16 protein-coding genes are annotated in these 16,556 nt (G+C 46.3%); 1 reads left to right on the forward strand and 15 read right to left on the reverse strand.

The annotated features are described in order from the left end of the window. Positions 1-24 precede the first annotated feature (24 nt). The 4 genes from nadC to DWX00_RS06720 all read right to left on the reverse strand — a co-directional run bounded on the left by nadC (position 25) and on the right by DWX00_RS06720 (position 4,769). On the reverse strand, positions 25-879 hold the full coding sequence (nadC, locus tag DWX00_RS06705) for a carboxylating nicotinate-nucleotide diphosphorylase (protein WP_022462757.1): 855 nt from the start codon (positions 877-879) through the stop codon (positions 25-27). Further along, entirely contained in the window at positions 845-2,221 is a 1,377-nt protein-coding gene (locus DWX00_RS06710) for an L-aspartate oxidase (protein ID WP_118594892.1), read from the reverse strand. The genes nadC and DWX00_RS06710 overlap by 35 nt, the downstream gene beginning before the upstream one ends. A gap of 40 nt (positions 2,222-2,261) precedes the next feature. After that, positions 2,262-3,170, reverse strand: a complete 909-nt coding sequence (gene nadA / locus DWX00_RS06715) for a quinolinate synthase NadA (RefSeq protein ID WP_118594893.1) — start codon at positions 3,168-3,170, stop codon at positions 2,262-2,264. A gap of 384 nt (positions 3,171-3,554) precedes the next feature. Continuing rightward, the gene (locus DWX00_RS06720) at positions 3,555-4,769 is read right to left on the reverse strand and encodes an AI-2E family transporter (protein ID WP_242991186.1); all 1,215 of its coding nucleotides are present in this window, start codon (positions 4,767-4,769) and stop codon (positions 3,555-3,557) included. A 275-nt stretch (positions 4,770-5,044) separates the two neighbouring features. On the opposite strand from DWX00_RS06720, the gene DWX00_RS06725 reads away from it, so the two are divergent. After that, on the forward strand, positions 5,045-6,199 hold the full coding sequence (locus tag DWX00_RS06725; RefSeq protein WP_022462754.1) for a DUF4317 domain-containing protein: 1,155 nt from the start codon (positions 5,045-5,047) through the stop codon (positions 6,197-6,199). Positions 6,200-6,293: 94 nt separating this feature from the next. On the opposite strand, the gene DWX00_RS06730 is transcribed toward DWX00_RS06725, so the two are convergent. The 11 genes from DWX00_RS06730 to DWX00_RS06780 form a co-directional block, all read right to left on the reverse strand. Continuing rightward, positions 6,294-6,716 carry a flavodoxin gene (locus tag DWX00_RS06730; protein WP_022462753.1) on the reverse strand — a complete coding sequence of 141 codons (423 nt, stop codon included), beginning with the start codon at positions 6,714-6,716 and terminating at the stop codon, positions 6,294-6,296. A 91-nt stretch (positions 6,717-6,807) separates the two neighbouring features. Then, the gene (locus DWX00_RS06735) at positions 6,808-7,362 is read right to left on the reverse strand and encodes a DUF3793 family protein (protein ID WP_055228382.1); all 555 of its coding nucleotides are present in this window, start codon (positions 7,360-7,362) and stop codon (positions 6,808-6,810) included. An 18-nt stretch (positions 7,363-7,380) separates the two neighbouring features. After that, entirely contained in the window at positions 7,381-7,671 is a 291-nt protein-coding gene (locus DWX00_RS06740; protein WP_022462751.1) for a DUF2325 domain-containing protein, read from the reverse strand. Between the two features lie 364 nt (positions 7,672-8,035). Then, positions 8,036-10,123, reverse strand: coding sequence for a heavy metal translocating P-type ATPase (locus DWX00_RS06745; RefSeq protein ID WP_118594894.1), 2,088 nt, complete (start codon positions 10,121-10,123; stop codon positions 8,036-8,038). 97 nt (positions 10,124-10,220) lie between these two features. Continuing rightward, positions 10,221-10,532, reverse strand: a complete 312-nt coding sequence (locus tag DWX00_RS06750) for a DUF6110 family protein (protein ID WP_022462749.1) — start codon at positions 10,530-10,532, stop codon at positions 10,221-10,223. A 176-nt stretch (positions 10,533-10,708) separates the two neighbouring features. Beyond that, positions 10,709-11,164 carry a transcriptional repressor gene (locus DWX00_RS06755; protein ID WP_022462748.1) on the reverse strand — a complete coding sequence of 152 codons (456 nt, stop codon included), beginning with the start codon at positions 11,162-11,164 and terminating at the stop codon, positions 10,709-10,711. 33 nt (positions 11,165-11,197) lie between these two features. Then, complete coding sequence (locus tag DWX00_RS06760) at positions 11,198-11,332, reverse strand: FeoB-associated Cys-rich membrane protein (RefSeq protein WP_022462747.1); 135 nt, start codon at positions 11,330-11,332, stop codon at positions 11,198-11,200. 97 nt (positions 11,333-11,429) lie between these two features. Then, entirely contained in the window at positions 11,430-13,580 is a 2,151-nt protein-coding gene (feoB, locus tag DWX00_RS06765; RefSeq protein WP_022462746.1) for a ferrous iron transport protein B, read from the reverse strand. Positions 13,581-13,696: 116 nt separating this feature from the next. Then, on the reverse strand, positions 13,697-13,918 hold the full coding sequence (locus tag DWX00_RS06770) for a FeoA family protein (RefSeq protein ID WP_022462745.1): 222 nt from the start codon (positions 13,916-13,918) through the stop codon (positions 13,697-13,699). 19 nt (positions 13,919-13,937) lie between these two features. Then, complete coding sequence (locus tag DWX00_RS06775) at positions 13,938-14,147, reverse strand: FeoA family protein (protein ID WP_022462744.1); 210 nt, start codon at positions 14,145-14,147, stop codon at positions 13,938-13,940. A 233-nt stretch (positions 14,148-14,380) separates the two neighbouring features. Beyond that, a complete protein-coding gene (locus DWX00_RS06780; RefSeq protein ID WP_118594895.1) occupies positions 14,381-16,555 on the reverse strand; it encodes a M3 family oligoendopeptidase in 2,175 nt (724 codons plus the stop codon). Position 16,556 lies beyond the last annotated feature (1 nt).

Below are 16,556 nucleotides of genomic sequence, written 5' to 3' on the forward strand. Positions count from 1 at the left end.
AGGAAATGATTCCTATTTTTATACTTATTCTATTGGATGCAGATTTTTCAATGATACATCAAGAATCGGTGCAGAATGCGTCAGTGCACCGCTGGAAACATAGTCTACGCCGGTGTCGAGGATAGTGGCGATATTTTCTTTTGTCACATTTCCGGAGCACTCGGTTTTTGCTCTGCCGTTGATGACGGCTACCGCCTCTTTCATCTGCGCCGGAGTCATATTGTCGAGCATGATAATGTCGGCACCTGCATCTGCTGCTTCGCGGACCATATCGAGGTTTTCACACTCGACTTCAATCTTACGCACAAACGGAGCATAATCGCGTGCCATCTCGATCGCTTTTGTGACACTGCCTGCAGCTCCAATATGGTTGTCCTTTAACAGAACGCCGTCGGACAGATTGTAGCGGTGATTCTGGCCGCCACCGATTTTGACTGCATATTTTTCAAAAATACGCATATTCGGGGTCGTTTTTCTGGTATCGAGAAGGGTCGTTTTGGAACCTTCGAGCAGCTTCGCAACGCTTCTCGTATACGTTGCGATTCCGCTCATCCGCTGCAGATAATTGAGCGCGGTTCTCTCACCGGACAGCAGAACACGGATATCGCCGTTTACGGTTGCGAGCAGATCGCCTTTTTTGACTTCATCGCCGTCTTTCACATACGGAATAATCTCGGTTTTCTCATCGAGCAGCGTAAATACTCTTGCAAATACTTCCATACCGGCAATGACGCCGTCCTGTTTGCAGAGAAGCTGTACCGTTCCCTGGCAGGCTTCTGGCATGACAGCATTCGTGGTTACATCTTCACTGGAGATATCTTCCTGCAGCGCCAACAGCAGCAGATTATCCACATTTAGTGTTCTTGTGATTGGATTCATATTTGTCTTCCTTTCTGATCGCATCCCAGATGCTCTCTTTGCAGCGTTCTGCATATTCTTCCATATCCTGGTAATCTTCTTTTCTAATATCGTACCGTTTTGCAAGGAGCTTCCATTCATCTTCCTTCGGCTCCGTTGCCGTTTCTTTGCGGTCTGCGTTCTCTACAAGACCCTCTGCGGCCCATTCGGCAGCCATCTTCTTTGCCGCGCGCTCTGCGAATACAAGGCTCTCCAGCAGAGAATTGCTTGCCAGACGGTTTGCACCGTGCACGCCGTTGCAGCTCGTCTCACCTGCTGCATACAGATGATCCATCGTCGTTTCGCTATTGCTGTCTACCTTGACGCCGCCCATAAAGTAATGCTGTGCCGGTACAACCGGAATCGGTTCTTTCGTGATATCGTATCCCTCTTCCAGGCATTTCTGGTAAATATTCGGGAACCGTTCTTTTACATCGAGCGGAATCGTTTTCAGGGAAAGCCATACGTGCTTCGTGTGGTCCTTTTCCATCTGACGGTGGATCTCACGGGATACCATGTCACGCGGCTGCAGTTCATCGGTGAAACGCTCGCCATTTTTATCGAGCAGTACAGCGCCCTCTCCGCGGACAGATTCGGAAATCAGGAAACGGCGGCCTTTCTTTTGGGAATACAGCGTTGTTGGGTGAATCTGTACGTAATTGACATTTTTCAGTGCTACGTTCCTGTGGATCGCAATTGCAAGTGCATCTCCTGTCAGATGCGGGAAGTTCGTAGAATTGTCATAAATTCCGCCAATACCGCCGCACGCCCAGATCACATCCCTGGCATAAACCGGAACCAGCTTTCCTTCTTCATCCCGGATCAGAACACCCTCGCAGCCATTTTTGCCGGAAAGAATATCACACATTTCCGTGTGCGCAAGAAGCGTCACGTTCGGCAGCTTTTTTACCTGCGCGAGAAGCTTGCTCGTAATCTCCTTTCCGGTTACATCGTCGTGGAACAGGATGCGGTTGGTAGAATGTGCGCCTTCTTTCGTATAGCAGAGTTCTCCGTTCTCATCGCGACGGAAATCCACACCCCAGGCAATGAGCTGATTGATAACATTTCGGGAAGAACGGATCATAATGTCGACGGATTCCGGCGTATTTTCATAGTGCCCGGCATGCATCGTATCTTCATAGAACGCATCGTAATCGCTCTCGTTTTTCAGAACACAAATACCGCCCTGTGCGAGGAAGGAGTCGCTGTCCTCGGTATCTGCTTTTGTTATCATCAGAATATCGGCTTCCTGGGGCAGATGAAGTGCCGTAAAGCATCCTGCCACACCGCATCCTACAATCACTGCATCATAATACTTTTTCATTTCGTTTCCTCTTTTCCGCTTCTGCGTTCTGCTTATTTTGTTACTTTGCAAGCTCGAGCATTCTTAACAGCGGCGCATGTGCGTCTGAAATTTCCTGTTCGCTTAACAGAACTTCATTCTCCTCGTTTTCCAGTGCTTCTATTAATTTGTCCAATGTTACTTTTTTCATATTTGGGCAGATCTGCGTATTTCCCACTGCATAAAACTTCTTATCCGGGCAGCGCTTTTTCAGCTCCGCGAAAACACCAAGCTCGGTTGCAACGAGAAACTCGGTATCTTTACTTGCCTCGGCATATTTGATGATGCCTGCGGTGCTTCCGACATAATCGGCAAGTGCAACGACTTCACTTCTGCACTCCGGGTGAACGAGAAGCTTTGCCTGCGGGCGCGCTTCCTTTGCAGCCTTTGCGGCTTCCGGGCGGATGGCAGCATGTACGTGGCAGAAACCGTCATTTAAGATGATATGTTTCTCCGGCACCTGCTCAGCCACATAGGTACCAAGATGCTCATCAGGGATAAAGAAGATGTCGTGGTTCGGCAGTTCTTTTACAATTTTTACTGCGTTGGAGGAGGTGACACAGACGTCGGAATGACTTTTTAATTCCGCGGTGGAATTGACATAGCATACGACAGCCACATCCGGGTACTCTTGCCGGACTTCCTTGATTTTTTCAATCGCTGCCATGTGAGCCATCGGACAGTCGGCATGCAGATCTGGGAGCAGTACTTTTTTGCCCGGGTTTAAGATTTTGGCGCTCTCACCCATGAAACGAACGCCGCAGAGAACGATGACACTGGCGTCCACTTTCGTCGCCATGTCGCTTAAGTAATACGAATCCCCGATGTAATCGGCAATTTCCTGCACCTCATCCGGCACGTAATAGTGTGCCATGATGACAGCGTTTTTTTCTTTCTTTAATGCTTCCAGCTTTTCTCTTCTGGTATCCATTGGTTTTGTTTCCTTCCTATTTTTACTATAACGATTCAGAACCCTGAATCGTGATATTTTTTTAACACTTTAGCGCTTAGTATACCACAACTTTTGTCATGTGACAAGACAGTTGTAATATCCATTGTACATTTTTTTCTTTCCTGCCTTTCCCTTCCCTGTAGTCTATCATAGGAAGTACTTGTCTAAGATACAAAAATCTGTGACGCAGTAATTCACGTTCTGCAGTGCTGAAGTTTTGCATTATTTTCTGGGACTGCTATAAAAAACACCCGGAAGTTTGACGGTTGAATAATGATCTACAAAAAAAAACGGCCACAATACCCATATTTACTGGGTTTGTAACCGTTTTATCACCATACAGCTGTCAAAGACGGGATTCTATCATTTCACCTCTGGTATCTCACTATTTACCATTTCTTCCGCCGTATCTTCTTCTATTTCTGTCTTTGTCACCTGTTTGATATGCTTTTTTTTCAGATGCAGATATACGAATTCCCGAAAAATAGTATAGAACACGGAAAGCAACGGAATAAAAACAAGCATACCTATAATTCCCATAAGATTTCCGCCGATCGTAACTGCTGCAAGAACCCAAATCGATGGAAGCCCTACAGACTCACCCACAACATGAGGATAGATCAGATTTCCCTCGATCTGCTGCAGCACCAGAAATACTATAATAAATAAAATTGCCTGTTTCGGATTTACCATAAAGATCAAAAAGCTTCCCACTGCACACCCGATGAAGGCTCCGAAAATCGGGATCAATGCCGTAAACGCAATTAAAACTCCAATCAAAAGTGCATATGGCATCCTCAAAATGCTCAATATCACAACAAACATACAGCCAAGGATCACGGCTTCCAGACACTGACCTGTAAGAAAATTTGCAAATGTCTGATAAGTCAGAGAGCAGACTTTAAGAAAAGCATCTGCTTTTTCCTTTGGAAGAAAAGCGAAAAATACTTTTCGAATCTGCACCTGCAGCGTTTCCTTCTGAAAAAGGACATAGCAGGCAAAGGAAAATGCAACAAAAAAGGCTGCCAATCCACTAACTATGGAACCCACTGCTGACATTGTGATATTCATCATATTTCCTGCACCATTTCCAAGTAGGCTTATCCCCCACTTGATCGCCTGATCCGGATTAAACTGTACCTGATCTACAAGCTTCATGATTTCCTGGTTATTATGGGAAAACTCCCGGATCCAGCTTTGCATCTGCGGAATAAAATCAGCGATACTCATCATCAGGGTTCCTATTGTCCGCGTAAGCTGCGGAATCACACCAAACATCACCAGTACAATCACGCCAACCGCAAATACGATCGTGAGGAACAGGCTTATCGGTCTTGCCAGTTTTTCGACTATCTTATTTTCTTTTTTTGCCCTTCCAAAAATTTTCTTTTCCAAAAAGCTCATTGGCACGTTGGTCACAAATGCGATCGCTCCGCCAAGTACAAATGGAAATACGATCCCCCATATTGCTTTCAACACATCGAGTACCACATTAAACTTCCACAGTGCGACCACAAGAAATGCTGTAAACACAATAAGTTCCCGGATTTTTTTTACAGATTTTTTACTTATATCCACTATCATTCTCCTCTTTTTCTTAATTTCATGCGTATCCATTTAAGTAGCTGAATAATCGGAAAACTTGCAAACGCAAATTTTCAAACTCAAATTACTCCCCTTTATTAGACCTAATCGTATAACAGAATCGGTACCTCTGTCAAGATTTTTGAAATTATATTTAAAGTATAATAAGATATAGTCGCTATTTTCTTTCTTGCCTTTTCCCTTCCCTATGGTCTATAATAGAAAGTACTTGTCTAAGATACGAAATTGCTGATAAAGGAGCATTCTATATGAACAAAAAGGAAATTGCCGAAATTAAAAAACTGTTTACCCCATCCCACTGTGCGATCACGCGAATCTGCGGATGCTATGTGGATGCGGAAAAGAATATTAAGACAAAATTAAAAGAAGCGTTTCTCTCTCTCGAAGAGGAAGAAATGTTTAAGTATTTTAAGATTTTTAAAAGCACCCTCTCCGGTACCATCGGAAAGAATCTGCTGAATATGGAGTTCCCGCTCTCCCAGGAAAGTGAGGGCGGCACACAGGAGTTTCTCTTAAAACTCCGCAACAGTGAGCTGAAGGACGAAGCGCTGATTGATGAATTTTATGAAAAGGTGATGGCGGATTATCTCTATCCGGAAAACTACTATATTATTCTGATCCATGGTGCATACGATGTACCGGGACGCGCTTCTGATAATCTGGATATGGACGATGCTTCCGATTACGTCTATGAATTTATCCTCTGCAGCATCTGCCCGGTAAAACTCGACAAACCGGGTCTCTGCTACAATGTGTCCCACAATACGATTGAAAACCGCGTGCAGGACTGGGTGGTCGGCGCACCGGAAAACGGTTTTCTCTTCCCGGCCTTCACAGACCGCAACACGGATATCCACAATCTGCTGTATTTCACGAAAAACGCAGAGATGGATCAGCCGGACTTTCTCGACCACTTCCTGGGCTGTCAGGCGCCGCTTTCCGCGAAATCTCAGAAAGAAACGTTTCAGTCTATTATAGAAGAAACTCTCGATTCCGCCTGTGATTTTTCTACTGTTATGACCATTCAGGAGAACTTAAATACCATGATTGAAGAGCGGAAAGACGATCCGGAACCGGTGGTGCTCGATAAACACGAGGTAAAACGTCTGCTCGCCAGCAGCGGCGTACCGAATGAACAGCTTGACGAGTTCGACGAGAAGTACGAATCCATTGCGGATGAGAAAGCAAGCTTCGTTGCCTCGAACGTGGCCAGTACACGGAACTACGAGATCCGCACCCCGGATGTTATCATCAAAGTCAGCCCGGAAAAGGCCCAGCTCATCGAAACCCGTACGATCGACGGAACACCGTATATTCTGATCGAGGCAGCCGATGAAGTGGAAATCAACGGAATTCTTTTAAAACCGTCACGGCCATCCGATGCGGATGATACCGAATTTTAACAGCCAAATGACAGCGAGTCTTTCTCATTGTCCGAAAAAAAAAGCGGCAGTCCCAGACAAAAGGGCTGCCGCTTTTTCTTCCTTTTATTTATGCTTAGCAGAGTGCTTTTCCAAGTGCAATGCATGCTGCCTCAGCTTCATCATCTGGCGCGTCTGCGCAGATCACGCTGTCGCATACCAGCTCGGCGCCATCATTTTTGCAGCTTTCTTCCCAGGTGCGCATCCACTCGCCGTCTCCCCATCCATAGGAACCGAACAGAGCGATTTTCTTTCCGGAGAGTTTGGATTCACATGCGGAGAACATTGGCTCGAACTCGGTATCTTCCAGCTCTTCTGCCCCCATAGCCGGGCATCCGAAAGCGATTGCATCGTATGCATCTACATCATCCGCAGAGAAATCTGCGCAAGTCAGAACAGAAACTTCTGCGCCTGCCTCTTTTGCTCCCTCTGCTACTTTCTGTGCCATCATTTCTGTGTTGCCGGTTCCACTCCAATAAACTACTGCTACTTTGCTCATGTTTCAAATCCTTCTTTCTTTATTTTCTGATTCCGGGGGATTTTTCTTTCCCCGATCCTACTGCCCTTTTTATGGTATGCAGGATTTTATGTTAAACAGCTACGGTGAGCTGTAAAACGCTTCTTCCCTGCTTCCAGAGACGCAGATACACGTTTCTGCATTTCTGATAGCGCTGAAATGTTTTCTGTGTTTCGCACTCATTGCAATAGACCTTCCAGCATCCCTTGCATTTATAATTGTGGCCTTTGTTCTCAATAAAACCGATCACATCACCGAGCGGATAGTTGAGAAACACACCGATCTCATGCGGAAATCCTTCTTTACACTCTGCTACCCGGGTTTTCAGGCGATTCAGTGCATAGGCAATGTCTGTATTTTCATATCCATAGGATTTTAAAAACGCTGCATTCTCCGGATTTTCCAGCTCCTTCTGGAGAAGCCCTTCACGGTACACATAGACCAGTGCTCTCGTCTCATGCTCCCGCAATACAAAGATGTGAATTCCTTTTGGTTCCAGACAGGCACTCCAGTATGAAATCTGATCTTCCAGTTCTTCTTTGGATGAAAATGTCATATTACATAAATTTGCGGCTTTGATGGAAGCCAGCGTTGCCGAACAGTGTTCGATCAGAAATCTCTCAATCATGCCTTTTACGTCTCCTTCTTACATTGCTGCTGCGCAGTGCTCATCTAATACCGAGCGAAGTGCGGTGGCACTGCTGGTATGGATTCTTGCGATCGGAATATTGTTTTTCTTTGCTTCCTGGGAAGCAGTGATGACCATTTTGTGGGATACGGTGTTGGTAAAGAGAATCATCAGATCCGGATTCCCAATTTTTTTCTTAACGGAGCCATGCTCTTTCGGGAACACCTTTGCTTTACATCCATAGTCTTTACAGATATCTGTATATTGACACACCATTCTTTCATTTCCACCGATAATTACGACACTCATCTTCTCTACCTGCCTTTCTGTTGTTATCTTATGCTACTTGAAATTAGTTTATTCTAACTCCTGTGTTTTAAGAAAGAATCCCTCTACCGGGATCCCGTATGATTTTTGGTTTTATCCGTTGTACTTTAGTTAGCTACATCTAACTGTTGGGTATATCATACCGTTTTTGTCGGATTTTGTCAAGGATATCCTGCAAATTTTTCCGGCTTTTCTTGAGAAAATTGTATCATTTTCTTTTTCACATCACGCTGGTGAAAGAATATTCGCAATGGAAGCAGAGACTTTCCCTGCTTTTGTTAAAAAGCCGCTGGAATCTTAAGAAGAAGACTCCGGCGGCTTTCCCGTTGCTATTCTGTTCTGTTTTTTATACCGGCTCGTCCAGCAGGTTACCCATACTCTTTAAGCCAATGTAAAGAGTAGATGTATTGTGAAGCAGTGCGGAAGTGGTTGGCTGTAAAATACCGCCCACGCCGAGCAGAATCAGTCCGGCATTGAACGTAACGATAAAGCGGTAATTCTTATGAATCCGTTTCATCAGACGGTTGCTCAGCATACGAAGCACCAGAATTTCTGCCAGATCGTCTGCGGCAACGGTGATATCCGCGATCTCACGCGCAATCTCTGCGCCCTCGCTGATGGCGATTCCAACGTCTGCGGCAGAAAGTGCCGGTGAATCGTTAATACCGTCACCGATCATAATGACTTTACGTCCCTCTGCTTTTTCTTTCTCCACAAAGTTTGCCTTATCCTCCGGCAGTACCTCAGCATAGTACTCGTCCACGCCGACCTTCTTCGCGATCGCTTTTGCCGTGCGCTCGCTGTCTCCGGTCATCATGACGATCTTTTTCAGACCTGCTTTTTTCAGCTGACGGATAATTTCGGCCGCCTCCGGACGAAGCGGATCCTCAATGCAGATAACTGCTGCAAGTACACCTTCTAAGGCAAGATAGAGATGAGAATACTCCTCCGGCAGATGACGGAACTTCTCTTCCATTCCTTCCAGAATGATACTGTTCTCATCCTCAAATACGAAGTGATAACTTCCAATAATCGCTTTTTCGCCATTGATCGTTGTAGAAATACCGTGTGCAACGATATATTCTACTTTGGAGTGCATCTCCTCGTGATCCAGATGTTTCTCTTTTGCCGCGTCTACTACGGCTTTTGCCATGGAATGCGGAAAATGCTCTTCCAGGCAGGCTGCGATGCGCAGAAGCTCATCCGGGCTCTTTGTTTCGCTGAAGGATACCACCTCTGCTACGGTCGGCTGCGCTTTTGTCAGTGTTCCGGTCTTATCGAAAACGATCGTATCCGCTTCCGCCACAGCCTCCAGGAATTTACCGCCCTTTACGGTGATCTTGTGCTGGTTTGCCTCGCGGATTGCAGAGAGAACGGAAATCGGCATGGCAAGTTTTAACGCACAGGAGAAGTCTACCATCAGAATAGAGAGTGCTTTCGTTGCATTTCTGGTCAGAAGATACGTCAACGCCGTTCCGCCAAGGGAATACGGTACAAGACGGTCTGCCAGATGCTCTGCCTTGCTCTCCAGTCCGGATTTCAGTTTCTCGGACTCTTCGATCATCGCGGTAATCTTCTCGTAACGGCTGGATCCGCCGGTCTGCTTCACAAGAATGGTAAGCTCGCCCTCCTCAAGAACCGTTCCCGCATAGACAACGGAACCTAAGGTACGGCGTACCGGAACAGATTCTCCGGTCAGAGAAGCCTGGTTTACCATACCCTCGCCGTTGGATACCTCGCCGTCGAATGGAATCAGATTTCCCATATGTACGACAATCTCGTCGCCCGCAACAATTTTTTCAGACGGAACGAGAATTTCCTGGCCGTCTTTTTTCAGCCATACCTTTCCGACGTTCAGCGACATGCTGCGTGCCAGATCTCCGACGGATTTTTTATGCGTCCATTCCTCAAGCAGCTCTCCTACGCCGAGCAGGAACATGACAGAGCCTGCGGTTCCATAGTCGCCGCGGAGCATCGAAACACCGATTGCGGTTGCATCAAGAACCGGAACTTCGATCTTTCCCTGTGCCAGTGTCTGGATTCCTTTCCAGATATATTTTACGGAAACAACCGTAGTATAGATGGCACGGATCGGTGCCGGAAGAAGCCATTTTCTTCCAAAGTGGTAAATCACTTTGCTGATCAGCTTTTCCTGATATTCGTTGTTTAACGCTCTGCCGGAGCTCTCAAGCAGTCCGGTCGGCAGCTCTACTTCCTCGTAGTGGAAGAGCTGTATCATCCGAATCACAGCGGCTCGTTCTCCCTCGTAACAGATCACGGCATCGCCGGTTCTGTCATATACCTTCGCGAAAGATACCTGGTTCTGATTCTGCAGATAGTACAGCAGTGTCTCTGCCTGTACGGAGGACATGCGCTTCTGTGCCAGATGGATTCGGATTCTGCCTCTGCTTTCGTGTTTAATATAAAATTTCAAATCTTATGCCTCCTAGAAAAACACCTGCAGAGAATTCTGCAGGCGTTTTGTTTTTTCCGTATGAATACGACGTAAATCAGATGTTGCTGTGTACAGCTTATGCCTCAACCGTATCCTCTGCTTCTGCTTCAACAGCTTCCTCTGCTGTCTCTTCAGCTACATCCTCTACTGCCTCTTCTGCTGCTTCACGCTCTTCGTTGATCTGTTTTGCGTCAGCATAGATGTCCTCCGCATTCTCCTGGATGGTCGTTACCGTATCCATAACAACTTTCTTTGCACGAAGAACAGCTGCGGTGCAGTTGGTGTAAAGTTTTTTCGCATCCTTGCTGGACAGTGCTTTGATACCTGCTGTTCCGAATAATACTCCTGCTGCGAAAAGTCCTGGATGTTTTAAATCTTTGATTGTCATATTACATTTCCTCCTGTTATTAAAATAAATTTTTTCTGAATTTTACATTTTCCCCCGCTGTGGTTCACAGTATAGCACTCACCTGCTCGGTTAGACAATACGTACAGTTCTTTTTGATAATTATTTTCATTAAAACAGGGAAAACGGAAGGAATTTTCACCCGTTTTCCCCGTTTTTCAGCCTTCCACCGCTGAAACAATCACATTTTCAATATCCTGATTCTGAATATAGCCCTTTGCCTTCAGTCCGGATTTCATCACGTCCATCCACATCTCTCCGCTTAAGCGGCAGATGGTATGATCGCTCAGTTCTACGGTACAGCCCTGATCTTTGAAGCATTCTTCTCCACAGGCAATCTTGTAAAAATTTTTGCGGCTGATTGCACCGATGCTCTCCAGTGTATTCACCATGCGATACACCGTAGCAGGCCCGATGCTGCTGTCTTTCTGCAGAGCTTTATAGTAAATTTCTTTACAGCAGGAGCACTCCTCTTCCAGGATAATATCGAGCAGAATCCGTCTCTGTCTGGTTATTCTGCATCCCTGTTCCCGGAGCTTCTGAATAATCAGTTCTCGCTTCATCTGTGTTCTGTGATAATTTCTGGCTTCATGCTTTGTCTGTTCCTGCGGCATACGTTCTACCTCCTGATGATGATTCCTGTCCTGTCAGTCGCAATGTCCCTTGCACTGCCCGCAGTTACCACCACAGCTTCCCTTGCCGCTTTTTTTATCTTTAATCATACTGCGTACTGCAAGTCCTACCAGACCAACAACGACTACAAGTGTGATAAAAGTTCCCATAGAAACAACTCCTTTCTTTTCAAAAGAGTCCGCATCCTGCAGCGGATGCCGGATACGGACTCTTCATCAGATACATGTTCTCTATCTGTCACAGCAATTATTTGCTGAACATTTTGTTGGTGGAAACGCTCAGAGTTGCGCTCTCTTTGTAAGGTCTTACCAGCAGATATACAAATCCGATGATGAGCAGAACAGCAACTACCGTTCCGATTCCAAAACCGCCGCCGATGAACAGGTTACCGATCTGATAGATGCACAGGGATACAACATAGGCAAGCAGTGTCTGATATCCGATTGCAGTAAAAAACCATTTGGTATTGTTCATCTCACGTTTGATTGCACCCATTGCTGCGAAGCACGGTGCGCACAGAAGGTTGAATACCAGGAAGGAATAAGCTGCTACCGTAGATAAGCTTCCTGCGAGCTGTCCCCAGATCTCGGCACCGTCTTCTGCAACTTCACCAAAGCCGAACAGGATACCAAAGGTACCAACAACGTTCTCTTTTGCGATCAGTCCGGAAACAGCTGCAACAGCCATCTTCCAGTCGCCCCATCCAAGAGGTGCAAACAGAGGAGCGATCACGCTTCCGATGGAAGCCAGGATACTGTCATTTAACTGCTCAGCTTCCAGCATTCCGAAGGATCCGTCAACCCATCCGAAGTTCATCAGGAACCACAGAACGATGGTAGACATCAGGATGATCGTACCGGCTTTTTTGATGAAAGACCAGCCACGCTCCCACATGCTGCGGAGAACGTTGCTTACCGTCGGCCAGTGGTAAGCCGGAAGCTCCATAACAAACGGAGCCGGATCGCCAGCGAACAGTTTTGTTTTTTTCAGGATGATACCGGAGCAGATGATTGCTGCGATACCAACGAAGTAAGCACTTGGTGCAACCCAGGAAGCTCCATTAAACAGGGCGCCTGCGATCAGGGCGATGATTGGAAGTTTTGCTCCACAAGGTACAAACGTTGTTGTCATAATGGTCATTTTACGGTCACGGTCATTCTCGATGGTACGGGAAGCCATGATACCAGGAACACCACAACCACTTCCGATCAGCATCGGAATGAAGGATTTTCCGGAAAGTCCAAATTTACGGAAGATACGATCCATGATGAATGCAACACGCGCCATGTAACCGCAGGACTCCAGAAATGCCAGGAACAGGAACAGTACCAGCATCTGCGGTACGAATCCAAGTACGGCACCAACACCGGCAACAATACCATCCAGGATCAGACCCTGCAGCCAGTCAGCGCAGTGGATCGCGTTCAGCAGATTTTCAATGGCCGGCGGAATGATCTCTCCAAAGAGTACATCGTTGGTCCAGTCCGTTACAAAAGTACCTACTGTTGTGACAGATACATAATATACAACCCACATAACAACTGCAAAGATCGGAAGTGCCAGCCAGCGGTTGGTTACGATCCGGTCGATCTTATCCGATGTTGTCATGGCGTTTTTCTTGTTCTTTGTGACACAGTCACCGATGATGCTGGAAATATAAACGTAACGCTCGTTTGTAATAATACTCTCGGTATCGTCATCAAATTTGTCTTCCAGCTGTTTGATCTCGGCAGATACATCCGGAACGGATTTCATCTGCTCTGTGATCTTATCATCTTTCTCCAGAAGTTTGATTGCAAAGAAGCGTTTCTGCTCATTTACAATATCACTTCCGAGTTTGCTCTCAACGGTGCGGATGACTGCCTCCACATCCTTGTCAAACTCATGAACCGGTACAGCAGCACCTTTTTTCTGTGCAATCTGCACTGCTTTATCAGCAGCTTCTTTGATTCCGGTTCCTTTCAGAGCAGAGATGGTTACAACTTCACAGCCCAGCTTTTTCGCCAGTTTGTCGATATGTATTTTGTCTCCGTTCTTCTCAACAATATCCATCATGTTGACAGCCATGATCACCGGAATACCAAGTTCCATGATCTGTGTGGACAGATACAGGTTACGCTCAATGTTGGTACCATCTACGATGTTCAGGATCGCATCTGGTCTTTCATTAATCAGGTAATTTCTGGCTACCACTTCCTCCAGTGTATACGGAGATAAAGAATAGATACCCGGAAGGTCCATGATGGTGACATCTTTGTGGCCTTTGAGCTTTCCTTCTTTTTTCTCGACGGTTACACCTGGCCAGTTTCCTACGAACTGGTTGGAGCCTGTCAGTGCATTGAACAATGTTGTCTTACCGCAGTTCGGGTTTCCTGCGAGTGCAATCTTAATTGCCATTTTTTCCATGCCCCTCTTTCTTTGATTTTTACTGATTTTAATAACTTCACAAGCCTTACCAATATTGGCCACAGCTTGCTTTTGTTAGCATTCGCTAACAAGCAGGCAAAAAAAATTTACTCTACTTCAATCATTTCGGCATCTGCTTTTCTTAAGGATAATTCGTATCCTCTGACGGTTACTTCGACCGGATCGCCGAGCGGAGCAACTTTGCGCACGAATACGTCAACACCCTTGGTGATTCCCATATCCATGATTCTTCTTTTGACCGGACCGGAGCCGTTGAGTTTTACAACTTTAACGGTTTCTCCTACGGAAGTCTCTTTTAAAGTCTTCATCTTCTCTCCTTCTTTCCTATCAAATCAGGATTTTGGCTGCCATATCTTTTCCAACGGCTACCCTGGAATCTTTCACATTCACGATGAGATTGCCGTCGATTTCCGATACGACTGTCACGTTTCCGCCAACGACGAAGCCAAGATTTTCAAGAAATCTTCTGGTCTCTTCTTTTCCGCCAACTTTTCTGATTGTGTAACATTCGCCTGGATTTGCCATCGTTAAAGGCATAGTCAATTACCTCCTGTGTATGATAATGAGTTTCATCTCTATTTCAGTTGTTAGTATATGCTAACGTACGTTAGATGTCAACTGCTTTTTTACTATTTTTTTGTATTTTTTTCTGAAATTTACTCCGTTACTGAGAAAAAGCCTTCGTTAAGAGCCCTGTTTTTTTGAAAAATAAGGCAGAACAGAGAAATTTCGTATCTCCCTGTTCTGCCCTTTTTGCTTTCCATTTCTTTTTAGAAACGGTACATCATCTTATGCCATTTTGCACCGCCATGCGTCGAGTCGGAAAGTTCGATATATTCGTATCCGATCCTTTTGTAGAATGGAATCATATGATCCTTGCATGTAAGAACAACGGCTTTTTTGTCACGCTCTCCTGCGCTTTTTACCATATGACGCATCAGTGCTTCTCCAATGCCCTGTTTCTGGAACTTCGGATTGACGTCCAGTCCGAAAATCATCTGATAATCGCCGTCCGGGTTGTGCAGCGTGGCGTCATGGTAGAGTGCATCCGCCAGATAATCGGTATCCGCACAGCAGCCATTGCAGAAGCCTGCGATTTCGCCATCTTCAGTTTCCGCTACAAAAAAGCTGTTTTTGCAGGTTTTGTACCGCTCCATGAAGTCTTCATAACCTGCCGCCTCGGCAGCCGGGAAACATAGCGCCTCCACCTCGGCTACCTTTTTCAGATCTTCCTCTTTTACCGGACGGATCGTATACTTTACTTTTTGTTTTAAATAGGGCTTCAGTCCCGCAACGACTTCTTCCACCGTTCCATCCACGAACGGATTCTTCAGTCCGGCCAGCTCCAGCAGTGCAAAATATCCTTTGCTTCCGCCTGCCTGGCAGAGACGGTAATAATCGCCCCACGCCTTTTCCGGCTCTTTTTTGAAACGCTCAAAGAACTGGAAAGCACAGATCTGTGCCAGCGCATAATCAATATAATAGAACGGGTTCACAAAGATATGCTGCTTCTGCATCCAGAAACCGCCCTCCTCGAGGAACTTGTGGCCGTCATAATTTCTCCATGGCATATAGGTCAGCTCTAACTGATGCCAGATCGCACGGCGCTCCTTGGCCGTCATGCCGATATTTTCAAATACCTTATGCTGGAACTCATCCACACATACCATGTACGGAATCACTTCCAGCGCGCTCATCAGGTGCGCATAACGGTAATCATCTGCTTTCTCTCCAAAGAATGCATTCATCCAGGGGTATGCGAAATGCTCCATTGTCATCGAGTGAATCTCCGCCACCTCGCTTGTCGGGAATACCATATCCATAAACGGAATCTGTTTTGCCGCCGTATACGCCTCGAATGCATGGCCCGCCTCATGAGTCAGAACATCAACGTCCGCGCTCGTACCATTAAAGTTGGAGAAGATGAACGGCGCCTTGAACGTATTCAGAAATGTGCAGTAACCGCCTGTCTGTTTTCCCGGCTTCGTCTCCAGGTCAAACAGCTCATGCTCCACCATAAAGTCAAAGAACTCACCCGTCTCTTTCGACAGCTCATGGTACATCTTCTGCGCCTTCGCAACCAGTTCCTCCGTCGTTCCTTCCGGAACCGCGTTTCCTTCCGGGAAAATCAGCTCCTCATCGTAATAATGCAGCCTGTCCACTCCAAGCCGTTTCTCCTGCTCCTTCCGAAGCTCCAGGCAGAGCGGTACAATCTTCTCCTTCACCTGCGCACGGAACCTTGCAACATCCTCCGCCGTATAATCGTATCTTCCATAGCTCAGGTAAATAAATTCAATGTAAGAAGAAAATCCCAGCTTCTTCGCAATTTTATCGCGCAGCGGAACCAGCTTGTCATACAGCGCATCCAGCTCCCCGGAAATCTCTTCATACAAATCTCCCCATGCCGTCATCGCCTCTTTCCGCATCTGGCGGTCCGTACTCTGCATCGCCTTCAGAAGTCCATAAAAATTACACGTTTCGCCCTTAAATTTCGTCGAAGCATTCGCCGTAATTTTACTGTACTGCTGCGTCAGATTCGCCTCTTCGATCAGATCCTCCACGATACAGTCGTCCGCTAATTTTTGGCCAACCTCCATATTCTTCACAAAGAATTCCCCAAACTCCTCTGCAAACTCTTTGATAAACGGAGACTCCAGAATCACCTTCTCTGCCTTTTGTATCAGCAGATGGATCGCCGGAATCGTCTCATTCCAGAACTGAACCTCTCCTTCATAAAACGAATCTCTGGTGTCCACCGTATATCTTACCTGCGCCACTTCCGCCATTGTCGCCCAGGCATCCTCGCGCGTTTTTTCTTCCATAAAAAGTCCGCGCAGCTCCTCATATGATTTTGCCTCTTTGAGCGCCTTCGTATACGCTCTTACTTTTTCCTGCTCTGCCTCCATGTCCGGCCTTACGTATTCAATTTCCGAAAACTTTTTCATC

The sequence above is a fragment of the Blautia sp. AF17-9LB genome, from assembly GCF_003479185.1.
Lineage (GTDB): Bacteria > Bacillota > Clostridia > Lachnospirales > Lachnospiraceae > Fusicatenibacter > Fusicatenibacter saccharivorans.